Genomic DNA, 23532 nt, shown 5'->3' on the forward strand with positions numbered 1-23532 from the left:
AATTAGTATAGTACAACAGATACGGGTTTAAAGTTAGCATTTTTGTCGAAGGTAATTCCCACTTAAAATAAACAAACCTGCAGTGATAGAAAAAAGCAACTCATCAGCCCAGTTTATGCCCAGTTTAAATTGATATACTTGCAGTAGCAAAAAATAAAAAAATAGTCTAAATACCCGATATAAAGGCATTTAAGCTATTTAAAAAACTACTTGCAGTTACTATTTATGCCTCAGGTGGGATTCGGACCCACGACCCATGGTTTAGAAGACCATTGCTCTATCCAGCTGAGCTACTGAGACAATAACAGGCTTAATTATAAATAAGAAAAACCGGCGTGTCAACGACATTTCATTTTAATGACCGATTGCATCACTATTGTGTAACATCTTTAGTTTGCGTTCGTTCCAATATTCGTTTGATAAGTCACGGTAAAATATCTGCGTACCACAAGAACGACATTCTTTTGTACCAAAAATTAACTCTTCTTGACAAACTGGACAAGAAAATTTTGTTTCCGTTTTTTCAACGTTTATTTCTGCGGTAGTGTCGTCGTTTTTTGATTCATGACTTGGCATTTAGTTCTCCTTTGGGGTGACATGTAGCATGGCGTAAAGCCGGTCCAGACTTTCAAAGCGGGCAGCAACTAACTGTTCAGTGATACCATGCTTCATCAATGAGTATAAATTAACAGGTTCTTGCGCCCAAATTTCACTGATGAAATTTAATAATTCACCAACGGATAAAGTAGTTGGTTGAAAGTTAAGCCCAGCATCCTGCTTTATTGTTAGCCATTTTTTAGCGTAATGCTGACAAATCTCAGTTCGTTTCGGAAAATTAGTGACATAACGATCAAAATCAGTAACAATCGTTGGATCAACTGCCATGTAAGCCTGAATAAATTCAGGTAAGAAATCCTGGTAACGAGGCCATTGCCAATTACCATCTGCGAGCTGTTTCATTTTTTACAACCTCTTTTAATTAAAATAACTTGTCTCCAGTATAACAAATTGTTTGTAACTTGTCGGCACATAATTAATCGACCAAATTTACGGCATGCAAAAGAGGCCGGGACAACAGCCCCAGCCTCTTCCTATTTCCAAACATTACGCCAGAACGTGCACCAAAAGTCCAGGTTCACGTGCCTAACGAGAGTGTTTGAAAAAACGGTTAGATTCTACTTCGCAATTGAGGATTATTAGTCAGAATCGCTAATAATCTTGATGCTACGAACGATGGCCATTCTTGTGGCAAAGTACATGCCGCAAGAAACATGGCTCTGAGTGCTAGCCTTAAACAAAGCCACCAAAAGTATTCTCAAAATCAACTTTTGGTTCTGGATTAACAACCACTAACTCGTTATTAACAAACTCATTAATTCCTAAATGACCAAGTTCGCGCCCGTACCCAGAATTCTTGACACCGCCAAATGGTAATTCAGGTAACGTTCCAAAATAGGTATTTACGAAAACTTGGCCGGTTTCAATTTGTGACGCAATCTCTGCCCCATGCTTAGGATTACCAGCAAAGACAACCCCACCTAAACCATAATCAGAATCATTGGCCAATTTAATTGCCGCTGCATCATCCTTAACTTTATAAACCTGTGCAACTGGGCCAAAGAATTCGGTGAAGTATGCTGGATTATCCCGCGTAATATTAGTTAAAATAGTTGGCTCAAAGAAGTTCCCAGGATGATCAATTGGCTGATTTCCGTATTCAAGTGTTGCGCCGTTAGCAATGGCATCATCTACTTGCGCTTGAAGTTTCTCCTTAGCGCTGACCGTACAAAGCGGTGCCAGAGTTGTTGCATCATCCATTGGATCGCCCCACTTAACTTGCGCGAAGCTCTTCTTTAAAGCGGCCAAAAATTCATCATAATGATTTTCGGTAATAATAAAGCGCTTAGATGACGTGCAAACTTGCCCTGCATTATAAAGCCGTGCCGAAGTGGCAACCTTGTTAACTTCCTCTAGATTAGCATCTTCAGCAACGATAAACGCATCGCTACCACCTAATTCTAGTGTACTTTTCTTCAAGTTTTGCCCGGCTTCAGCCGCAACTTTTTTGCCGGCTCTTTCGGAGCCAGTCAAAGCCACACCATGGATTCGCTTGTCAGCAATCACGTTAGAAACTTGATCGTAACTAATGAAAAGATTGGTACAACTGCCATCAGGTACTCCGGCATTACGAACTGCTTCCTCAAATGCTGCCGCCGAGGCCGGTGTATTACTGGCGTGCTTATAAACAACTGGATTACCTACCGCAAAGTTGGGCGCGAAAACTCGCATTAGCTGGTAATATGGAAAGTTCCACGGCTCGACCATCATCAACGTACCAACTGGGTGTTTTTCTTCTCGTGCTTCACCAGCCGAAGATTTAATCGTCTGTGGCTGAAGCATTTCTTCACCGTGATCCGCATAATATTGCGCAATTGCGGCACAAATGGCCACTTCACCTTTTGCTTCGCTAAGCCGTTTACCCATATCAATTGTAAGAACTTTAGCCAGTTCGTCCGTGTGTGCCGTAAAATAGTCACTCACCGCTTGTAATAGAACCGTTCGTTCTTTAACTGGTTGATTCCGCCATTGATGATAAAGTGCATCGGCCTTACTAAGCGTCTTTTCAACGTACGCATCGTCATGATTCGGGTACGTCTTTACCAATTCATTCGTATAGGGGTTAATTGTTTTATATGCCATTTTTAAGTACCTCCTAATTGTACTTTAATTAATATTAATTCTTAGAGACTACTCTACCATTACTGGTGACTTTTTTGCAAGTGCTTTCATCAAACTGTTTGCAGTTAAATTTTAGACTAGACCAATTTAAAGTACCTATACCGCCGATAGTTTGTAATCTCATTTTTTATTAAACTATTATGCCGATTCCTATGAGTCATTTGTTTTCAAGGCTTTTTAACGTTATTCTCACTTAATTTAGTGCCGCTGAACAATTAATAATACTATTATCAAAAAAGATAACAGCAAATCATTTAGCAATCATTATTGCAAAATCTGCGAGTCTTCCCTGACTGTTCGCACCCACTTTTGCTTATTTATTATTCTATTAACTTAACCATTTTTTTTGACTTCTCCATTAAAGGCCCCGTATACTAAAGTTGTTAAGGTAAGCCTTTACAACGAGGGGGTTAAATGATGAAACAAACTTTTCTTGTCGCCGTCGATGGTTCCAAGGCAGCGTACACAGCATTTCAACGCGCAGTTGAGTTAGCTAAGGCCGTGCAAGCAGCGCTCACTATTCTTTACGTTGTTAATGACCGCGGCTACCTTGCTGAACGTTATCACGATACATTTTTACACTTAGTTGATCAGGAAACTAATTTGGCAACTGAACTCGTCGCGGATTACACAGAAGAAGCACAAAAGGTTGGTTTAAAACAAGTTGAAACAAAGGTTGTTTATGGCTACCCGAAAGAACAAATCGTAGCGTTAACTGAACAATTAAAGTTTGATTTATTATTTATTGGCGCTACTGGTAATAATGCTTTTGAATCCGGTAAGTTAGGCTCGACTGCTACCTACATTGCTCAAAATTCCCACTGTAACGTCACAATTATTAAGGAGTGATATTATGGCTCACTGGCTAACGCTTGGAATTAGCGTATTAATTATTTGGTTCATTGCGTTTATTCTTTACCGAACTACCAGTACAACTGGCGCCAGATATCTCATTTGGCTACTTGCCATCTTGTTGCCCGCCATTATCTATATCTTCTTTCATTAGGTGAGTTCAATGGCGGCCAAATTCTAACTGCTTTGTAAAACACTTTCTAGCACAATTTAATCTAAAAATTTTCGTAGTGGTATAACTCAGTTGTGAACTATAATTGAGTTGTACCATTTTTTATTTATTTTTGAAAGAATGACTCGATTATCACAGGAGGCTTACAATGAAAATTAATCAGTTTGCACAAATAACAGTTCCGCAAGAGACCATGGTGCATGAATTATTGGCGATTAAGTTTATTGACGCTAATTTTTTCAAACGTCCCTTACAAGATAATCTCATTCACTTTTTTAACCAAGTTTTTCCTGATTGCTATACGGCAACAACAAAAAAGGCGGCCTGTGCAAATTTATTAGCCACTTCAGTTTTCACAGTTACTGACCTACTAGACCAAGCCAAACCGTTTAACAACCAAATTTTTTATAATATTGCCTTACAACTTCTCGGCTTCCATCCGAAAACTGACTTCAAGCTCAATTCACCACTTGAATTCATGCGCCAAACTAAACTGGCCTTTAATGAACCTGCTGTTTTTGACAATCAGGCACTTTTAAAGAACAGCTACTTGCTATTAACGACACACACTAGGTTTGGCGTTACTTTTCTTGACGATCTCGCTAACCGCGGCTATTTTAAAGATTTTCAATCGAAAGAAAATCCCCACCCACTAACCTTTAATGGTAAAATGCAGCCAGTTTTCGATCCCAACCAAGTTGTTAAGGAAGTCGTTTACGTTGAATCCAGTTTGGATACTGATCAGGATGGTCACCGCGATTTACTTGAGACAACCATTTTTCGTCCACGGGAAACCAACCAAGGCTTAAAAATGCCCGTTTTATACACCGCTAACCCCTACTACAAGGGAATGAACGACGTTACGGACTACCTTCACTCAGTTGATCAAGAAATCAGTCCAAAAACACCCAGCAATACGGACTATGCTGCTATTAATTACAGCGAACCAACCACCCAATTACCAGAGGAAATGCCGGTTAATAGTGAAAGCCAAACGGCAGAACGTTATGGCGATGAACCAAGTTTTTATTCACTAAATGATTATTTTCTACCTCGTGGTTTCGTTAACGTTTACGCGGGTGGGATTGGCACACGTGGATCTGATGGTATTCGAACTTGTGGCTCCCCGGCCGAAACTGAATCCACAATTGCCATCATTCAGTGGCTGCATGGTGATCGGAAGGCATTTACTAACAGAACTGATGGTATCGTGATTAAGGCCTGGTGGTGTAATGGAAACGTAGCAATGACGGGTAAATCTTACCTTGGAACCTTGGCTACGGCAGCTGCAACTACTGGTGTTGCTGGACTTAAAACGGTTATTTCAGAGGCGGCCATTTCCAGTTGGTACGATTATTATCGCGATAATGGGCTAGTCGTTGCACCTATTGATTGCCAAGGAGAAGACGCTGATGTGCTTGCTGAATTATGTTTTTCCCGCCAAATGGACGCTGGTGACTACACGCAGGTAAAAACTATTTTCCAGCAGAATCTTGCGGCTTTAGCCAAAGACCAAGATCGTGTCACCGGCAATTACAATCATTTTTGGGATGAACGTAATTATCGCCGCAATTTAAGCAACGTGAAGGCCGATATGGTAATGGTTCACGGGCTAAATGATTGGAACGTTAAACCGCGAAATGTTGAGAAACTTTGGGCCGGTTTACGCGGACAAAATATTAGTCGCAAATTATTTTTACACCAAGGTAAGCATATCTACATGAACAACATGCCATCTATTGATTTTACGGACATGATGAATCTTTGGTTAAGTTATGAACTTTATGGTGTGGTCAATCATGCTAAAGAGATTTTACCTAACGTCACCATTCAGGATAATTTAACTCCGGAAACCTGGACACCCCAGCATGATTGGTCGCGAATTGATCAAAAATTGACACTTTATCATTTAACAACTAAAGATCTGACCACAACAAAACCAACTTCCGCAGCTAGTCTAAGTTTTAAAGATGACGGTCTAGAACAATTTAAACAAACTAACGGTGATGAACATCAATGGCAGCAGCAATTATTAACCGCGGATGGCCCCTACCAAAATAATCGAATCTGCTTAAAAACAGCACCCTTTAAACAAACACAAATAATCGATGGTAAACCAACCGTTACTTTACAGGCCGCGGTGGACCAACCAACTGGACTTTTAAGTGTGATGTTGGTCGATTATGGTGTCGCTAAGCGCTTAACTGAAGTACCTACTGTCTTAGAACGATCAGGCTATAAACTCGGCTATAACTGGAAGAGCGATGACCTAGTTGAGTTCACAACGCAGGCACAGACCACACCATTTAAGCTGATTACTAAGGGCCACATTAATCTACAAAACCGGCAACAACCGTTTAAAAATGAGGAAGTTATCCCAAACGAATTCTACACCGTCCACTTTGAACTCCAACCTACTCGTTTCCACTTGGCCGCTGGTCACCAATTGGGACTTGTTGTTTATGCAACCGATATGGGCATGACATTGCGTTCCCCCAAGAAGGCCAACTATATTTTGGATTTAAATGCTAGTCAATTAGAAATACCTTTTAGAAAATAAAACTGCCAGGAAGTGTTTGCCCAAAAGTAGTCATGAAAATACTAATAAAAGTATTTTTCAAACCCGACCTAGATTTGCCCGACTATATTCTTAATAAAAATTTTCCTGAATAACAAAAAAGTGCGGCCTAATTGTTAAAATAAATGGCTCTATACTTTTTCCTGTTGATAGTTTACAAATGGTAAACTATTAACAGGATTTTTGTGCAGAAAAAGAGCTCACAGCTCTCATCCAAAAATCTACCCACCACAAGTATCATTTGAAAGGATATGAGAAAACCGTGAACCCTATAGACAATCATATAAAATTTGCGCTCAGTATTAAAGACCCAAATGTCATTTTTTTCGATTATGGTTACGAATACAAACAAAACAGACGAATTAAAGTCTATCGCGCAACTGTCAAGACCGGCCTTGAACGTTGCCCCCAGTGTGGCTTTGATCAGTTCAATCATAATGGTCACTACCTTTCCCGGGTGACCTACCTAGCCGCCAACGCCAGTGAGCCGGTGTACCTAGAACTGCATAAAGAGCGCCTGCTTTGTAAAAACTGTGGGACTAGTGTGATGGCAACGACCGAGCTAGTTGATAAATATTGCAATATCTCCCGGGCAACTCGCCAAAAGATCTTTATGCATTTACAAGATGATCGGACCCAAAAGAGTATTGCTTGTGACAATAATGTCTCACCCAGTACTGTTTGTCGCTACCTAGATAAATATGATGATCTCTTTCGCCGGAATTACAACTATCTGCCAGAACATTTAGCGATGGATGAAGTACGTGGTGTTGGCGGTGTCCTGCACTTTATTTGTATTAACGGTGCTGGTGATCATGAAATTCAACAGATCCTGCCGGATCGGTTGAAACAAAACATTATAGCTTACTTTAAGCAGTTTCCGCTCAGCGTGCGTCAGCGCGTTAAAACCGTGACTTTAGACCTTAATAGTTACTACCAAGACATTGTTAAAGTCGTATTCCCCAACGCTAAGATCATCGTCGATCGGTTTCACATTATCGCCATGATGACCAGAGCGTTCAACCAAAGTCGCGTGCAGCTTATGAAACAATATTCTAAACGGACCAAAGAATATCGGATCCTAAAATTCGCTTGGAAACTGTACTTAAAACATTGTGATGACCTGGAGGTTAAACAATTATTTTATGATCGCCATCTGCGCCAACAAGTAACCCAGCAAGAACGCGTTCAGTTGGGTCTTGAGCTTGATGAAACGTTAGCGAACACCTACACCATCATGCAAGGCATCATGACTTGTCTAAAAAATTACGATAAAGATGGGCTCGTGATCTATTTATATCACAATGAGCAACTCAGTCCCAAAATGAAGGCCACACTAATCACTTTCAAGAAAAACCTAGAGATCATCCTCAATGCCAGTGAATCAAAGTATTCGAACGGTCCCATTGAAGGCATCAATCGCATGATCAAACAGATCCAGCGAACGGCCTTTGGTTTTCGCAACTATCACCATTTAGTTTCACGGATCAAACTACAACAAATGCGCACCAAACCAAATAAAAAAACAGCATTAGAAGTTGCCTAACTTCTAACACTGTAAAATTGGCTATCAACAGGATTTGACAGAGAGCCATAAATAATATCACTAGGATTAGCGCACATTAATGATGCATATTTCAATCGCTTGTAACAAACAGATATTGTTAACACTTGGTTCTAAGCTTTCTTACTGTTTAGAAATCCATCAAGGCCAACATATCATAATTTTTAATCTTTTCCCGGCCCTTAAGGTCTTTTAACTCGATTAAAAAGGCAGTTCCAACAACAATACCACCTAAATCTTCAACCAACTTAATTGTTGCCGCAATTGTACCGCCCGTTGCCAATAAGTCGTCGGTTACTAAAACTCGTTGCCCTGGCTTAATCGCATCCGTGTGTAAGTATAAAGTTGAACGGCCATACTCCAAACCATAGCTGGCTGAAATTGTTGGTCGAGGTAACTTACCTTTTTTTCGGGCCGGTGCAAAACCAATTCCAAGTTTATAGGCCACTGGACAGCCCACAATAAATCCCCGGGCCTCTGGTCCAACAATCATTTCGACACCCTTATCTTTGGCGTACGCCGCAATCTGATCCGTTGCTTGGGCATACGCAACACCGTCGGCCATTAATGGCGATATGTCGCGATAAACGACACCTTTTTCTGGAAAATCATTAACACTTGCAATATAGTCCCGTAAATTCACTGACATTCTTTTCGCTCCTTAAACAAGATCTTGTTGCTGATTAAACCAGCCTTTTAGATCTGGGTAGTTACTATAAATCAGAACGGATTCAGATTTCATTTTTTGTTCACGTTGTTGATAGCTAGGTGCTTCCGTTAACGCATGCTTATCTGGATGCGCAACACCATTCATAACGCCATCATCTATTTTAACAAATCCTAATTCAAAAAACACTTGAATCATAAAAATTAACATTGCTTCTTTTAATTGTAAATGATGCGCAATGGTCTTTAATTCAGCGCGAACAGCAACATTTTTGTGACTCAATACAAATTTAAATAGCCGGCCAAACTGCTGGTGAGTTGGCATGCCATCTAAATAAACTGGCCGTTGCGTGTAAAAAAGCGCGATAATTCGTGCGCAATGTGCCCTTTTGAGTAACGCTGTTAAATCGGCCAAGTTGACCGGCGCATCTACCAAAATCAGTGTATCATCTGTTACCGTAGTCGCTTCGTTAGCCAATACAATCTGATTAGTCGGTTCAATGTACGGCTTCAAACGTTGACAATACTTGGCGTTAAAGAAAACATAGGTCCCCTGATAACTAAATAACTGCTTAGTTAAGTGTGAGGTTCGCTTATCAATAATTTCAACACCAGAACTAGCCAAATCCTTAACCATTAATTGCAAAGTAACATTACCTTGCCATTCATTTTCACCTAATTCGCCAACAACCGTAACTTGATCGGCCGCCACAAGATCATCAACATAACCACCCATTCTAAAAGCAATCGCGTCTAACTGATTGTTCGCACCACAAAGTTTTAATTTTAAATGCGTTTTATCCGCGCCAATTGCCCGAACATCAGTCAGTTTTTCTGGTGTTAATTCTAGTAAAGGCGTTTTATTATCGGTCCCAAAAGGTGCTAACTTTTTAAAACCGGCAAGTAAATCCGGCGTTACTTCATCAACTGTCAGTTTGAGATCAATTATTAAATCCGCAGCCCCTTGATGAGCTAAATCCTGCTTCACGGCCGCCGCCTCTAAACCGGCACTAACCGTTGTTAGTGCCGACTTTGGCAAGGTTAATCCGGCAGCCATTTGATGACCGCCAAAGGTTGTCATTTGTTCACGATTGGTATTAAGTGCCGCAAATAGATCAAAGCCAGCCACGCTACGGCCAGATCCCTTGACCGTTTGTTCACTTTCAATATTCAATACTAAAGTAGGCTTACCCGTTTTTTCGACGATTCGGCTAGCTACAATACCTAAGACACCCTCATGCCAATTTTCGTGGGCCAAAACTAAAGTTTGTTTCAGCGTGTTTTCAGGCGTGGTGGCTAATTTAATTGCTTCATCATAAATGACTTTAACGTAATTTTGCCGGCGCTCATTTTGCGCTTGAACAAATTTGGCCAATTGCGTTGCTTCATCTGGATCAAACGTTGTTAATAGCTTAACGCCATCCTTCGCGTCTCCTAGGCGTCCCAAAGCATTTAAACGTGGTCCAATCCCAAACCCAATTGATTGCTCATCCAACGTTGTCTGTTTTAATTTGGCAACTTCACAAAGTGCCGAAATACCTGGCCGTGGTGACTGCTGTAATTGTTGTAAACCTAACGCCACCAAGGCACGATTCTCACCAGTTAAAGAAACAATATCACAAACCGTTCCAATTGCTGCTAAATCCAGACTTTCAATCGGTACTTCCTCCAGTAAGGCCGTTGCAACCTTAAAGGCCACCCCAACACCCGCTAAGTCCGGAAAGGGATAATGGCTACCTGGTAATCGTGGGTGAACGATCGCATAGGCATCAGGTAACTTAGGCGGTAACTCATGATGATCAGTAACAATGACATCGACACCCTTGGCCTTAGCAGCGGCAATACTAGCCACCCCACTAATCCCATTATCAACTGTAATAATTAATTTGGTTCCAGCATCCGCTAACGCCTCAAATGCAGCAACATGTGGGCCATAGCCTTCTTTGAAGCGATCTGGTATATAGATTGTCACATTGGCACCCAAAGACTCCAGTGTTTCTAGCATTAGACTGGTGCTGGTAACACCATCCGCGTCATAATCACCATAAACCGTTATTTTTTCATTAGCCATAATTGCCTGCTGAATTCGTTCAATGGCCTTTGACATCTCACCTAAGGCCAGCGGATCGTTTAATTGTTCTAAACTTGGTTCTAAAAACTGTTTAATTTCAGTTGTCTTAGTTAATCCACGGCTAACTAATAATTTTGCGAGGCGCTCATCCAATTGATTCTCTGCAGCAACTTGTTTTACCGTTGTCGCATCCGGCTCAGGGCGCAATTGCCACTGGTAACTGGATTTTATCATTCGTTCACACTCCCAACCAGACTATTATAGCAAACTCGCTCACGAATAAAAGAGCAAAAAAAATGATTAGCAATTAGCCAAAATTAACAGCTAACCCTAATCACAGCTTAGTTACTGAATTTTATCGGTTGGTTTACTTTCACTGGCCGCTAAATCCGTTGCTTCAGTCTCAGCAATTTGTGCCTTTAGCGTTTTAATTTGATTATCCTTTTGAACCAGCCGATTTTCAAAGTTTTTAGTTTTATTCGCAACTTCAGCAGCAACCTGTTTCTGCACTGATTGTTTTAATTCAGCGTTTTCTTTTGTTAAAGCCTTATGTTGGCGCCGTGCGCCTAACGAATTAGTTGTCGAGACCAGAACTGTAATCAACGCGCCCAACAATAGTGCAACCAAAATAACCAAAATTAACGGCCACTTAGTTGTACCAAAACCAAAGTTAACAACTACTGGCGCCACGTTTATAACGGCAAAACTAACAATAATAAGAACGAGCAGTAAAATTAAGATTAACCGCCATTGATTTTTCATCTTACTACCTCCCTTTACTAATTAGCTAGAAAAACATCAACTTATTTTCGATTAAACACTGGACGGGAAACAAGCCAGTCGCCCAACTCTGGAAACAACGGATAGAAACGCGCAGCAACCTCCATAATCGCTGGTGCGTTAATTTCTCTGGTTCCACGGCCAATACTAGCAATAATTCGCCGTGCGAACCGTTCCGGGTCAAGCATAATTTTTGCCACCGACTGCGCATATTTTCCTGACTGATCTGCCTTCTTTATAAAATCAGTCGCCATTGGACCAGGATTGACAGTTGTTACCCGAATGTTCCGCGGTCGAAGCTCTAAACGTAATGAATTACTGTAAGCAATTAGGGCCGCCTTTGAGGCCGCATAAACGCTAGCCTTAGGTGTCGCGATTTTTCCTGCTTGTGAAGCAACATTGATAATTGTTCCCTGGTGGTAAGCCACCATCTGTAAAGCAACTAATTGGGTTAAGTAGATTGCGCCTAAAGTATTAACCCGGAACATCTTTTCCATCACGGTTAATTTAATATCTAGTGCATTTTCAAACTGACCAATCCCGGCATTGTTAATCAAAACAGTAATCGGTCCAACCTTTTTTGTTACCGCCGCAACTAATTGTTCAATCTGTTCAGGATCACTTAAATCCACGGTGTAACTATAAGCCGGTCGACCTGATAGTTGATGGGCCTTTTTGATCACCTGGCTTAAACGAATTTGATTACGCGCACAGGCTACAATTGTTGCTCCACGCTGAGCTGCACAATAAACGAGCTGTTCGCCTAAACCTGTCGATGCTCCCGTTATTAAAATAACCTGATTTAACAATCTTTTTTTCATTTCTACCACCTCTAATTTCGCAGGGGTACCTTAATTTGATCGAAATCTTTAACTACACGCGTATTCGAAAAAGTTTTTCGGGCCTCTTCTTGAAGATTCAAGGCCATTTTACCAACGTAGCGCGCCGAAATATGGGTCAATAGCAGTTGCTGAACGCCAGATTTTTTTGCAACATCAGCGGCCTGGGCACTGGTTGAATGATAGTAATTTGTTGCCATTTTGGCCTCGGCCTTACTAAAAGTACTTTCATGTACTAATACGTCGGCATCCTTAGCCAGTTTATAACTATTTTTAGTCAGTCGCGTATCACCTAAAATTGTGATTATGCGGCCTTTTTGTGCGGCCCCAATAAAGTCCGGCCCGTGTAACAAAGTACCGTCGGCCAGAGTAACATCCTTCCGCGTCTTTAACTGACCATAAAGTGGTCCTGCCGGCACCCCTAATTCTTTTAGCTTTGCAACTAATAATTCTCCCGGATGATCCTTTTCAACTACCCGGTAACCATAGCTTGCAATTCGATGATCTAAACGCAGGCACTCTACACGAAAAGTTGCGTCATCAAATAATATTCCTTCTTTAGTGATTTCAACGAAATTTAGGGGATAGCTTAAATGCGTTTCGGAAACACGTAAACTCGTCATGACGTAATCACGAATTCCCCGCGGACCATAAATTGTTAGGGTACCCTCACCACCCTGAAAGGAACGGCTACTTAAAAATCCAGGTAAACCAAAGATATGGTCACCGTGTAAGTGAGTAATAAAAATTTTTTCAATTTTACGTGGTCGAATTGTTGTTCGTAAAATCTGTTGCTGCGTGCCCTCGCCAACGTCAAATAACCAGACGGCATTTCGCTCATCTAATAGTTTAAGGGCCAAGCTCGTAACATTACGAAATTTAGCCGGTGATCCAGCACCTGTTCCTAGAAATTCTAATTCCATGATTTGTTCATCCATTTCTTTATATTACGTTCATTGTAGGCAATTTTATAACTTCCTGCAATTCTTTTATTTTAAACGGCCGCACTAAATAGCTAAGGAGTTGTGACAAAAAATAAATTTTGCCATAACTCCCATCTACATCTTCAAATATTTTTAATAATGTGTAGCTTAAAAATCTGTTCTACAATCATTAGTGTTGTCCATTTGATTGCATAATCGAACGAGCCACAAAATTAGCGTAATGTTCCTTTCCTACTACGTTCGGGTGTACCTGATCAGCATAAAACCAATCACTGTGTTGATTGCTTTCCTTATACCAATCAATAATCTTCAAATTAGGCCACCGCCCACTGGCCGCAGTTAATGATCTATTAACCGAATTTTGCCAGCTTCTGGTGGGTACACGAACGTTAATCCAGTAAACCTGGCGTTTGGCACCACACGTTCGCATAATTTGATCTACCTGCTGGTCGGTAAATGGGCCATTAGTTCCTAAACCAATTAAAACAACATTACCTAAGACACCTTTTGCCGCATAACTTTGAAGGATACCAACGGCCGTATCAGCCTGACGCCCCACTGAAGCATCCAGAAGCATCTTGGGAAAAATTTGCTGTAAGGTATCACCACCGTCCAACATAACCGAATCACCGACAGCCGTTACGTTCAAGTCTTGCGCCTGACTAACTTGCTTTTGCGTTAAATTTGCCGCCAATTTTGCATCAATACTTTTTGCGGACTCAGTTGATGACTGGGTTGAACCAGAGGACGACCCACTTTTCGCTTTTTGTGCTTCTGCTAGTAAGGATGATCGTTTCTTTGAATTTGCGATTTCATTGTGCTTAATATTTTTTGTTAACTGATTTGATGTTTTGGCTGCACCACTTGGCGCAACAACAAATCCAATCATTCCAACGCCAAGAATTGCAATTGCCGGAATTATAAGTAACCTTCGCCGACCATAAATTGAACGCCGGCGGAAAAATTCACGTGTGAAGCTGAAAAAGTGACGGTACTTAAAGTGACTAAACGGACGTTCAATTAATCGATAGGATAATTCACTGATTAAAAGAATTAAAACTAACTGAATCACCCCGTGTAACACAGGAGAATTGGCGATATCTTTAACCTGATTCTCGTAAAAAATCATCACTGGAAATTGATATAAATAGATGCCGTAACTTCGCTGGCCAACCCAAGTAAATATCCGATTCGTATAAAAACGGTTTAGATCGGCCGCCGGATTAACAATTACTGCCGTTAATAAGGCAATAATGATTGTGAACAAATACATACCACCACGATAAAGAAAGGTACTTTGTGCTGGCAACGTAAAAAATAGAATAATCACTAAAATTGACGTCACAATTCCAATACCATCCAATAATAGGCGCTGCGCTCGCGCGACTTTGGCCTTAAGGTGAGTACTAGGCCAAATAATGGCCAGTGCTGCGCCGATTAAAATCGCAAAAAAACGAGTATCGGTTCCATAATAAACTCGGCTAGGATCATGCCCCGGCACAAACAGAAATGCCATTAGGCCCGCAGAAAGTAGGCTAAGGCCGAACAACCATCCGGCTATTTTGCGGCGTTTCTTAACAAAGAGAACCAGTCCAACAATAATAAAGGGCCAAATTAAATAAAACTGACCTTCAATTGATAACGTCCATAAATGCGTAAAAGGAGATTCATTATTAGCAAAACGTTCAAAATAAGATTGACCATGCGTAATCTGCCACCAATTATAAAAGTAACCAAGATTACTAACCATAATGCCACGTAAGTTATTCAATAGCTGCCGCTGAAACAGCGTTATATAGGCCGCCGTTGAAAATAACATGGCAACTAATGCCGGATAAAGTCGCGTTATCCGCCGCCGATAAAAATCCAATAAATCAATTTTGCCATTTTGTTCCCACTCTTGGATTAGAAGATCAGTAATTAAATAACCGGTTAAAACAAGAAAAATTACAACGCCTAGGTAGCCGCCTGGAACAGTAAAGGGAATTAAATGGTACAAAATAACTCCAATTACGGCCAAGGTCCGCAAACCACTAAGTCCGGTAATATAGCGACTATTTGCCAGTCTCTTTTTATGTTCCATTTATTTATAAGCCTCAATTAATCATATGCATCAAATAGCTAATAGTAGGGAATAAAAGGTTGTTAAATCTAGAACTACAAAGCAATATTAGAAATTTTCTATTAATAGCATAAAACAACACTAAAAAAGGAAAATTCCAGATTACTATTGTCCATTCAAAAACTTAACATTTTGCGGCCAGTAACGCGCCCCTTTCATTCCAATTTTCCTTCATTATTCAACAAATTCAAATGTAAAATCAAGGATTGATACTAAATCACCATTTTTAGCGCCATTTTTTCGTAGTGCATCATCAACACCCATCCCTCGTATCTGCCGGGCAAAGCGCATGAGACTCTCATCACGATCTAAATTGGTCATCTTATAAAGCCGCTCAACACGTTCACCGGCCACAACAAAAGTACCTTCCTCATCCTTAGTAACTGTAAAATCAGGTTGATCCGCTTTGTATTCATATAATTTTTCGGATGCCGGTTCTTCATCCTGATACAGTGGAAAGCTCGGTGTTTTATCTAATAAATCCGCCGCCTGTTGTAGTAACGGGGTTAATCCTTGGTGTGTGAGCGCCGAAATTGGAAAAATTGCTGTATCTTTGGCCGTAGTTTCTGCCAACTTAAGCTTGAAATTCTCTAGATTTTCGGCACTGTTTGGCATATCCATTTTAGTTGCTACAATTAATTGCGGGCGCTTTAATAAACTAGGATCATACTTTTCTAATTCATGGTTAATTTTGCCAAAATCGGCAAAGGGATCCTGTTCATCTACACCACTCATGTCAACTAAATGGAGTAAAACACGGGTACGTTCAATGTGGCGTAAAAATTCAATTCCAAGTCCAACGCCATTTGAAGCTCCCTCAATTAAACCAGGCATATCTGCAACCGCAAAACTTCGATCGTCATCCAATCTAACCATCCCTAAATTCGGAACTAAGGTTGTAAACTGATAGGCCCCAATCTTGGGTTTTGCACTAGTAATAACTGACAATAAAGTTGATTTACCAACTGAAGGAAAACCAATTAAACCAACATCGGCTAACACTTTCAATTCTAAACTCACTTGTCGTTCAATCCCTGGCTCACCATTTTCAGAAATTTCTGGCGCCGGATTTTTTGGTGAGGCAAAATGGATATTTCCCCGGCCACCACGACCACCCTTAGCAATAATAACCTCTTGTCCATTCTCAGTGAGATCGGCTAAAAGAGCGTCCGTCTCAACGTCTCGAACAGTTGTACCCGGCGGCACACTAATAAAGGTATCCTTAGCGCCTCGGCCTGTCATTCCTTTGTTCATACCTCGCTCACCATTTTGAGCCTTAAAAATATGTTTATACCGAAAGTCCATCAGAGTTCGTAAACCTTCATCAACGCGCAAAGTAATATTTCCACCACGACCACCATCACCGCCGGCAGGTCCGCCAAGTGGCACAAATTTCTCCCGTCGGAAAGCCACCATACCATCGCCGCCTTTACCAGCGCGCGCCGTAATCTTAACTTGATCAATAAACAAGTTATAGCCCCTCCCTTCCTATGTTTGTATCTTTCCCATTGTAAAGAAAATACGGCTATTTGTCCATAGAAAACGAAACATATGTACGCTTCGTTATTGACTGTTTTAAATGTTTTTGAACGTTTATGAACAAAAAAGATTGATTTTGAATGATTTTGGTGGTAAATTAAATTTTGCAGGGGTGAGAAAATGCTTACAGAGGAACGGCACCAATATATTTTAACGACGTTAAGACAGCACGATATTGTTAAATCACAGGACTTGATAACCCAAACGGCTGCATCTGAGTCAACTATTCGCCGTGATCTACAAATTTTGGAACAGGCTGGGTTTTTAGTTCGGGTTCATGGTGGCGCCAAACGTGCGGCAACGTTGCAAACCGAACTTGCGGTTAGTGAAAAGTCTAACCAGAGTGTTCACGAAAAAGATCAAATTGCCCGTTTAGCAACAAACGCTTTAAAACCGCGCGACGTTATTTTCCTGGATGCTGGCACAACGACTTTAGCAATGATTCCTTACCTAAAAAAAAGTTTAAATTTAACTGTCGTTACTAACGGTGTTAATCATGCATCATTGCTGGCCGATTATGATATTCGCTGTTTTCTTTTAGGGGGCCAACTTAAAAATGTCACCAAGGCGATTATCGGCTCTGAAAGTGTTGCTACCTTAAAGGAATACCGCTTTAATAAGGCCTTCCTGGGTACCAACGGCATTCACCTTCGTTTTGGCTACACAACACCCGATCCTGATGAGGCCGCTGTTAAACGTACGGCATTACAGCAAGCGGCTAGTACCTTTTTTTTAGCGGATCACACTAAGTTCAATCAAGTTTCCTTCGCCAAGATTTCCGATCTGGCCCAGGGTACCATCATCACTGATCATATTAGTCAAAAAGATCGGCTCAATTTCCAAAAACAAACAACCGTACAGGAGGTTACAAAATGATTTATACCATTACGGTGAATCCATCAATTGATTACATCGTTCAATTACCTAAGGTCACATTAGGCCAGGTTAATCGAATGTCCTACGACACCAAATTACCAGGCGGCAAGGGAATTAATGTTTCGCGGATTTTACAACAACTTAATATTCCTAGTGTGGCCTGGGGCTTTCTAGGTGGCTTTACTGGCGACTTTGTTAAACATTACCTTGCCCATGAAAAATTACAGACCGCCTTTACTTCCGTTAGCGATGACACCCGGATCAACGTCAAAATTAAGGCTGCGGAAGAAACTGAGATAAACGGTCAAGGACCAACCATCTCACCGGCGGCCGTTGCTAGTTTCAAGGCCCAATTTCAACAATTAAAACCCGGCGACGTTGTTGTGATGTCCGGCAGCCTAGTTCCCAGTCTTCCCGTTAGTTTTTATCATGATTTGATTCCATTAATTCAACAACAAGGTGCGGAATTTGTGATTGATACTACAGGCCAGGCGCTATTAGACACACTGGCCGCGCATCCTTTAGTGGTTAAACCTAATCATCATGAATTAGCCGCACTTTTCAACGTGACCTTAGCTGATGATGAAGCCATTGTTACGTACGGGCGCAAATTACTAGCCCTCGGTGCCCAGAATGTTTTAGTTTCAATGGCCGGTGCAGGTGCTTTTCTAATCACACCCAAGGCTGTTTATAAATCAACTGCCCCCAAAGGAACCGTCAAAAATTCAGTTGGTGCTGGTGATTCAATGATTGCCGGTTTTGTTGGTACCTACAGTCAAACACAAGATCCCTTGGCCAGCTTCAAAACTGGTTTGGCTTGTGGAAGCGCAACGGCCTTTTCTGAAGATTTGGCCGATCAGGCTAAAATTAGCGAAGTTAAGCAAACAATTAAGATTACACCCTATGCTTAAAAAAGGTGCGCCCATTTCACATCGGACCAATCCTTATAATCCAACAATTAACTTATAAAACAAAAGCTAGATAATTACGCCACCAATTAGTGACGACTAAAAAGGAGTGCCAAACATGGATATTCGTGAACTTTTACTAAAAGGTGTCATGATAATGGACCTGAAGGCAACAACAAAAGTTGAAGCCATTAATGAAATGGTTCATCAGTACTACGAACACGGTATTATTACGGATGAAAAACTGTATAAACAAGATATTTTAAAGCGCGAAGCCGAATCAACCACGGGGATTGGCGATGGTATTGCAATGCCCCACGCTAAGAATAAGGCCGTTACCCGAGCAACGGTTTTATTTGCAAAAAGTAATGCGGGAATTGATTTTGACGCTTTAGATGGCCAACCAGTTCAATTATTCTTTATGATTGCTGCCCCTGAAGGCGCAAATAATACTCATTTGCAGGCCCTAGCCGCCCTATCCAGTTTATTGATTAATCCTGATTTAGTGGCCGCTCTGAAAAAAGCCCAAACACCGGATGATGTACAACAATTATTTGCGGACGCTCAAACTGCCAAAGAAGCAAAAGACAAACAAGAAGCTGATGCAGAGGCCCAAAAGACAACACAAGTTCAACCAACAACTTCTACTAGTGAACGGCCATTTATCGTTGCCGTTTCCGCTTGTCCAACTGGTATCGCCCACACTTATATGGCCGAAGCCGCTTTAAAGAAGCAAGCAGAAGCAATGGGCGTTGACATCAAGGTTGAAACCAATGGCTCTGAAGGTGTTAAACACCGCCTAACAACCAATGATATTGAACGTGCTAAAGGTGTTATTATTACTGCCGACAAAAAAGTTGCCATGGATCGTTTTGATGGCAAACATTTACTAAATCGACCAGTTATTGACGGGATTAAAAAACCTGAGGAATTGATTAACGAAACACTTGCTGATAAAGGAGCAATTTTCCACGCTAGCGGAAACGCCGAAGTTGGCAATGATGATTCCGGTGAGCGCAAATCGGCTTGGAGTACAATCTATGCCAGCCTAATGAATGGTATTTCAAATATGTTACCGTTCGTCGTTGGCGGTGGGATTTTAATGGCCATTTCCTTTATGGTTGAACAATCCGTTGGTCCAAAATCCGTGACCTTCACTTTTCTAAATGGGATTGGTACTTGGGCCTTTGGCTTCTTGGTGCCAGTTTTGGCCGCATACATTGCTGAGTCAATTGGTGATCGGCCGGCCTTAATGCCCGGCTTTGTTGGTGGTTTCATGGCCAATACTGCTGCCGCAAGTGTTGTTAAGACAACAAGTGTTGCCGGCTTCTTAGGTGGGATTGCTGCTGGTTTTATTGCCGGCTACGTCATTGTTTGGTTAAAGCATGTTTTTCGGAATATGCCGAAGTCACTGGATGGCTTAAAACCAATGATTCTTTACCCGATTCTTGGACTCTTAATTGTTGGTGCCATTATGTTCTTCGCGGTTGATCCAGTCTTTGCAGTCATTAATCATGCTTTAACTAGCTTCTTAAAGAGTATGGGAACTGGTAACGCCGTTGTTCTCGGTGCTGTTCTCGGTGGTATGATGGCGATTGATATGGGCGGTCCCTTTAATAAGGCGGCTTATACAACTGCAATCGGTGTTTACAGTGCCACTGGTGATGGTAAGATGATGGCCGCCGTTATGGTTGGTGGAATGGTACCACCACTGGCAACGGCCATTGCAACCACCTTCTGGGGTGATAAATTTACACCAGACGAACGTAAAGCTGGTATTTCTAATTACGTTCTTGGTATTTCCTTTATCACTGAAGGGGCAATTCCATTTGCTGCCTCAGATCCTCTACACGTTATTACTTCTAGCGTTATCGGTGCCGCACTTGGCGGTGGCCTCAGCCAATTATGGCACGTCAGTGTTCCTGCTCCCCACGGTGGTCTGTGGGTAACACCATTAGCTAGTCACTGGGTTTTCTACCTACTATCAGTAGCCATTGGCGCTATTGTTGCGGGTACTATCCTCGGTTTATGGAAACCAGTTAAAAAGACTAATTAAGCTTAAATATAAAAAAAGTTGGAAAAATAAGTTTTCCAACTTTTTTTGTGCACCAAATATTTTCACCATCGTCACTTTAGCGCGTAATCAACCGTAAAAGCAGCCAATAGAAAAAGCTTAGAATGACGGCATAGCCTAGTAAAGTTCCAAAAATTAACGTTACCTTAGTTAAAATCGCAACAAGCGGCAGTTGAACCAGCACTGCTCCAAGGGCTAACAAACTAAGAACAAGAACTAAGGGTAATAGGCCCCGCAAGCTTCCTTGAAAATCCTGGCGACTAAGGTCAAAACCACCAAATACAATTTGCGTCGCCAATAAAAAATAAACAAGTAATTTCCAAGGTGCATACTGTCCGTGACTAATAATTTTCCATAATAATTGGTGTAGTTGGGTGAAATCTAACACCGTCCAGTCAAGTCGCAATAATGACCAAAGCTCTGGATAAATGAGACTAGCAAGACCTAGTAAAATTAAACTACAACCATAGATTGGCGCAATTCCAATAAAAAAGTTACCTAAATTTTGGTACCAACTTTTGGCATTATACTGGTGCTCCACGTGGCCCAAAGTTGCATCCGTTGGCCGTAAACTAACCAATTTGACACTCATGATTTGATGATGAAATAGTTTGGCCACTAACAAATGGCTTAACTCATGACTAATAATTCCAAGCCAACCAAAATAAATTTGACTACGAAAACCAAATCGACTAACCAACATTTGCTTACTGCTACGATTAAAGAAAGTTAATATCATTGCAAAAATCGTTGGGACAATAATTATTAATAAACAATTTAACCCAGCTGTTAATATCACTTGTTTAAACACTGCTAATCAACCACTTTCCCGATTACTGTAGCGATAGTTTAATTGTCTGGGCAACCGTTTTTGAAATGCCAATTTTCTGCAGTTCCGGCACCGACGCTAACTTGATTTTTTTTAATGAGCCAAATTCTTTGAGCAGTTTAGTTCGCGTTTTTGGCCCAACACCTTGAATAACATCTAACTGCGAACTTAGGGAATGCTTACCTCGTAATTGCCGGTGAAAGGTAATTGCAAAACGGTGGACTTCATCTTGAATCCGTTGTAACAGATAAAAGCCTTCACTTTTAGGATCAAGATCAAGTTTTTTATCCTGCGGACCAAACATCAACGAGGCCGTTTTATGGTGTTGGTTTTTTACCATCCCAGCAATTGGAATATCGATATCAAGTTCATCCTCTAAAACTTCCTTTGCGGCGTGTAATTCAATTTCACCACCATCCATTAGAATAAGGTCTGGTAAATCACGACCCTCTTTTAATAAGCGACTATAACGTCGGCGGATTACTTCTTGGGTATTCTCGGCCTCGTTCCCGCCATCACCATTTTTCAACTTGTATTTACGGTACTCTTTTTTGGCCGGCTTACCATCAATGTAACAAACCATTGCTGAAACTGGATCCGTCCCCTGAATATGCGAATGATCAAAGGCCTCAATCCTGTGAGCCGATTCAATGTGTAAGACATCCACTAACTCCTGAACAGCACCAACTGAATGTGAATTGTCCAATTCCATTAAACGAAACTTTTCTTCTAAAACTAGACGACTATTATTGTTGGCCATATCCATTAAATCACGCTTCTGACCACGCTGCGGTGTTCGTACCGGAACTTTTAGGATGTCGGCTAATACCTTTTGATTAATGCCCTTAGGAACCAATATTTCTCGTGGTAGTACTTTATTTTTTCGATTGTAAAACTGTAATATAAAACTTTCTAATTCTTCCTCAGGGGTATTAACACAAGGAAATAGCCGCTTCTCTCGTTTCATTAGGCGCGCCTGGCGAATGAAGAAGACCTGAACTGACAACCAACCCTTATCCATGTAATAACCAAAAATATCCCGAGGTGTATTATCATTGGAAATAATTTTCTGCTTTTCCACTGTTGCCTCAATATATTTTAATTGATCCCTTAATTCCGCCGCTCGTTCAAACTTTAGCTCGGTGGCAGCGGCCGTCATTTGCTGTTGTAGTTCACGTTTTACCGTTGCAACATTACCGTTTAAAAAGCTTTTAATTCGCTTAATTTGCGCTTGATATTCTTCTACAGGGACCTCCCGGAAACAGGCGCCAAGACACTGACCCATGTGGTAGTACAAGCAAGGGCGTTTTTGGCGGCCAGAACACCGCCGCAATGGATAGACTTTTTGCAAAAAATGTAACGTTTCGTCGGCAGCATAAACATTAGGGTACGGCCCAAAATAATAACCGCCATCCTTCTTTATTTCGCCAGTAATCAACATATGAGGGTCACGCTCATTGGTAATCTTAATATACGGATAACCCGTCCCTCTTTTTAACTTAATATTAAAGTACGGTTGGTGTTTTTGAATTAAGGTGATTTCAAGTAAAAAGGCTTCTTTATCCGTTGAGGTAATAATCGTTTCAAAATCACGAATTGTTTCAACTAAACGTGCCGTTTTGCCCTCGTGGCTGCTTTTAAAATAAGAACGAACACGATTTTTTAAATTTTTGGCCTTACCAACGTAAATAATATGGCCGTCTTCATCTTTCATTAAGTAGCAACCTGGTAACGGCGGCAATAATGCCAACTTATGTTCAAGATATTCTGAAGCCATCCAAAACATCCTTTCTATTTATTCCGCAATTAATTTCGCACAGATGTTCGCTATAATAGTTTAGCGCGAATAACGTATTTTGCAAGTTACTGGCCTAAAAAACGTCCTTAATTTGAATTTAATCAAAATAGTAAGCGGCCAGGACTTTTGTCCTGACCGCTTACTATTTCTGATCGTTACGTTAGAACATGCGCCAAAAACA

Annotated in this window: 19 protein-coding genes and 1 tRNA gene; 7 read left to right on the forward strand and 13 right to left on the reverse strand. The window is 41.1% G+C overall.

Annotated elements, in window-relative coordinates; translation table 11 throughout:
- Positions 1–226: 226 nt before the first annotated feature.
- The 4 genes from AYR53_RS10055 to AYR53_RS10070 all read right to left on the reverse strand — a co-directional run bounded on the left by AYR53_RS10055 (position 227) and on the right by AYR53_RS10070 (position 2700).
- Positions 227–300: transfer RNA gene (locus tag AYR53_RS10055), tRNA-Arg, on the reverse strand.
- A 54-nt stretch (positions 301–354) separates the two neighbouring features.
- Positions 355–576 (reverse strand): hypothetical protein, encoded by a 222-nt coding sequence (locus tag AYR53_RS10060; RefSeq protein WP_225359734.1) that lies wholly within the window; start codon positions 574–576, stop codon positions 355–357.
- Positions 577–960, reverse strand: a complete 384-nt coding sequence (locus AYR53_RS10065; protein ID WP_237051164.1) for a hypothetical protein — start codon at positions 958–960, stop codon at positions 577–579.
- Positions 961–1290: 330 nt separating this feature from the next.
- Positions 1291–2700, reverse strand: coding sequence for an NAD-dependent succinate-semialdehyde dehydrogenase (locus tag AYR53_RS10070; protein ID WP_068223789.1), 1410 nt, complete (start codon positions 2698–2700; stop codon positions 1291–1293).
- A gap of 453 nt (positions 2701–3153) precedes the next feature.
- Between AYR53_RS10070 and AYR53_RS10075 the strand changes: the two genes are divergently transcribed.
- From AYR53_RS10075 to AYR53_RS10085, 4 genes are all read left to right on the forward strand, one after another.
- Complete coding sequence (locus tag AYR53_RS10075; RefSeq protein WP_068223786.1) at positions 3154–3588, forward strand: universal stress protein; 435 nt, start codon at positions 3154–3156, stop codon at positions 3586–3588.
- A 4-nt stretch (positions 3589–3592) separates the two neighbouring features.
- Positions 3593–3745, forward strand: a complete 153-nt coding sequence (locus AYR53_RS13550) for a hypothetical protein (RefSeq protein ID WP_156519987.1) — start codon at positions 3593–3595, stop codon at positions 3743–3745.
- Between the two features lie 166 nt (positions 3746–3911).
- The gene (locus AYR53_RS10080; RefSeq protein WP_068223783.1) at positions 3912–6323 is read left to right on the forward strand and encodes a Xaa-Pro dipeptidyl-peptidase; all 2412 of its coding nucleotides are present in this window, start codon (positions 3912–3914) and stop codon (positions 6321–6323) included.
- A gap of 280 nt (positions 6324–6603) precedes the next feature.
- Entirely contained in the window at positions 6604–7887 is a 1284-nt protein-coding gene (locus AYR53_RS10085; protein WP_068224565.1) for an ISL3 family transposase, read from the forward strand.
- A 148-nt stretch (positions 7888–8035) separates the two neighbouring features.
- Here AYR53_RS10085 and AYR53_RS10090 read toward each other — a convergent pair whose 3' ends face one another.
- From AYR53_RS10090 to obgE, 7 genes are all read right to left on the reverse strand, one after another.
- On the reverse strand, positions 8036–8554 hold the full coding sequence (locus AYR53_RS10090; RefSeq protein WP_068224688.1) for an adenine phosphoribosyltransferase: 519 nt from the start codon (positions 8552–8554) through the stop codon (positions 8036–8038).
- 12 nt (positions 8555–8566) lie between these two features.
- The gene (recJ, locus tag AYR53_RS10095; RefSeq protein WP_068224690.1) at positions 8567–10876 is read right to left on the reverse strand and encodes a single-stranded-DNA-specific exonuclease RecJ; all 2310 of its coding nucleotides are present in this window, start codon (positions 10874–10876) and stop codon (positions 8567–8569) included.
- A gap of 111 nt (positions 10877–10987) precedes the next feature.
- Positions 10988–11404, reverse strand: coding sequence for a LapA family protein (locus AYR53_RS10100; RefSeq protein WP_068224693.1), 417 nt, complete (start codon positions 11402–11404; stop codon positions 10988–10990).
- A gap of 41 nt (positions 11405–11445) precedes the next feature.
- Complete coding sequence (locus tag AYR53_RS10105; protein WP_068224696.1) at positions 11446–12243, reverse strand: SDR family NAD(P)-dependent oxidoreductase; 798 nt, start codon at positions 12241–12243, stop codon at positions 11446–11448.
- Between the two features lie 11 nt (positions 12244–12254).
- Entirely contained in the window at positions 12255–13184 is a 930-nt protein-coding gene (gene rnz / locus AYR53_RS10110) for a ribonuclease Z (protein ID WP_068280410.1), read from the reverse strand.
- 190 nt (positions 13185–13374) lie between these two features.
- The gene (locus AYR53_RS10115; protein WP_068224702.1) at positions 13375–15288 is read right to left on the reverse strand and encodes an acyltransferase family protein; all 1914 of its coding nucleotides are present in this window, start codon (positions 15286–15288) and stop codon (positions 13375–13377) included.
- 213 nt (positions 15289–15501) lie between these two features.
- Positions 15502–16797, reverse strand: coding sequence for a GTPase ObgE (gene obgE, locus AYR53_RS10120; protein WP_068224704.1), 1296 nt, complete (start codon positions 16795–16797; stop codon positions 15502–15504).
- A 189-nt stretch (positions 16798–16986) separates the two neighbouring features.
- Here obgE and AYR53_RS10125 point away from each other — a divergent pair, with 189 nt between their 5' ends.
- The 3 genes from AYR53_RS10125 (at position 16987) to AYR53_RS10135 (ending at position 20706) form a co-directional block, all read left to right on the forward strand.
- On the forward strand, positions 16987–17742 hold the full coding sequence (locus AYR53_RS10125) for a DeoR/GlpR family DNA-binding transcription regulator (RefSeq protein ID WP_068280407.1): 756 nt from the start codon (positions 16987–16989) through the stop codon (positions 17740–17742).
- Complete coding sequence (pfkB, locus tag AYR53_RS10130; RefSeq protein WP_068224708.1) at positions 17739–18653, forward strand: 1-phosphofructokinase; 915 nt, start codon at positions 17739–17741, stop codon at positions 18651–18653. The genes AYR53_RS10125 and pfkB overlap by 4 nt, the downstream gene beginning before the upstream one ends.
- 115 nt (positions 18654–18768) lie before the next feature.
- Positions 18769–20706, forward strand: a complete 1938-nt coding sequence (locus tag AYR53_RS10135; protein WP_068280404.1) for a PTS fructose transporter subunit IIABC — start codon at positions 18769–18771, stop codon at positions 20704–20706.
- A 76-nt stretch (positions 20707–20782) separates the two neighbouring features.
- Here the strand turns inward: AYR53_RS10135 and AYR53_RS10140 are convergent, their stop codons facing one another.
- Positions 20783–21427, reverse strand: coding sequence for a hypothetical protein (locus tag AYR53_RS10140; protein ID WP_156520052.1), 645 nt, complete (start codon positions 21425–21427; stop codon positions 20783–20785).
- A gap of 130 nt (positions 21428–21557) precedes the next feature.
- The gene (uvrC, locus tag AYR53_RS10145) at positions 21558–23330 is read right to left on the reverse strand and encodes an excinuclease ABC subunit UvrC (RefSeq protein WP_068224714.1); all 1773 of its coding nucleotides are present in this window, start codon (positions 23328–23330) and stop codon (positions 21558–21560) included.
- Positions 23331–23532 lie beyond the last annotated feature (202 nt).

The organism is Loigolactobacillus backii (genome assembly GCF_001663675.1).
In the GTDB taxonomy this organism is placed as follows: Bacteria; Bacillota; Bacilli; order Lactobacillales; family Lactobacillaceae; genus Loigolactobacillus; species Loigolactobacillus backii.

Coding starts and splice junctions, on each gene's coding strand:
- AYR53_RS10060 (WP_225359734.1), bottom strand. CDS start 576: ATGCCAAGTCATGAATCAAAAAACGACGACACTACCGCAGAAATAAAC.
- AYR53_RS10065 (WP_237051164.1), bottom strand. CDS start 960: ATGAAACAGCTCGCAGATGGTAATTGGCAATGGCCTCGTTACCAGGAT.
- AYR53_RS10070 (WP_068223789.1), bottom strand. CDS start 2,700: ATGGCATATAAAACAATTAACCCCTATACGAATGAATTGGTAAAGACG.
- AYR53_RS10075 (WP_068223786.1), top strand. CDS start 3,154: ATGATGAAACAAACTTTTCTTGTCGCCGTCGATGGTTCCAAGGCAGCG.
- AYR53_RS13550 (WP_156519987.1), top strand. CDS start 3,593: ATGGCTCACTGGCTAACGCTTGGAATTAGCGTATTAATTATTTGGTTC.
- AYR53_RS10080 (WP_068223783.1), top strand. CDS start 3,912: ATGAAAATTAATCAGTTTGCACAAATAACAGTTCCGCAAGAGACCATG.
- AYR53_RS10090 (WP_068224688.1), bottom strand. CDS start 8,554: ATGTCAGTGAATTTACGGGACTATATTGCAAGTGTTAATGATTTTCCA.
- recJ (WP_068224690.1), bottom strand. CDS start 10,876: ATGATAAAATCCAGTTACCAGTGGCAATTGCGCCCTGAGCCGGATGCG.
- AYR53_RS10100 (WP_068224693.1), bottom strand. CDS start 11,404: ATGAAAAATCAATGGCGGTTAATCTTAATTTTACTGCTCGTTCTTATT.
- AYR53_RS10105 (WP_068224696.1), bottom strand. CDS start 12,243: ATGAAAAAAAGATTGTTAAATCAGGTTATTTTAATAACGGGAGCATCG.
- rnz (WP_068280410.1), bottom strand. CDS start 13,184: ATGGAATTAGAATTTCTAGGAACAGGTGCTGGATCACCGGCTAAATTT.
- AYR53_RS10115 (WP_068224702.1), bottom strand. CDS start 15,288: ATGGAACATAAAAAGAGACTGGCAAATAGTCGCTATATTACCGGACTT.
- AYR53_RS10125 (WP_068280407.1), top strand. CDS start 16,987: ATGCTTACAGAGGAACGGCACCAATATATTTTAACGACGTTAAGACAG.
- pfkB (WP_068224708.1), top strand. CDS start 17,739: ATGATTTATACCATTACGGTGAATCCATCAATTGATTACATCGTTCAA.
- AYR53_RS10135 (WP_068280404.1), top strand. CDS start 18,769: ATGGATATTCGTGAACTTTTACTAAAAGGTGTCATGATAATGGACCTG.
- AYR53_RS10140 (WP_156520052.1), bottom strand. CDS start 21,427: ATGTTGGTTAGTCGATTTGGTTTTCGTAGTCAAATTTATTTTGGTTGG.
- uvrC (WP_068224714.1), bottom strand. CDS start 23,330: ATGGCTTCAGAATATCTTGAACATAAGTTGGCATTATTGCCGCCGTTA.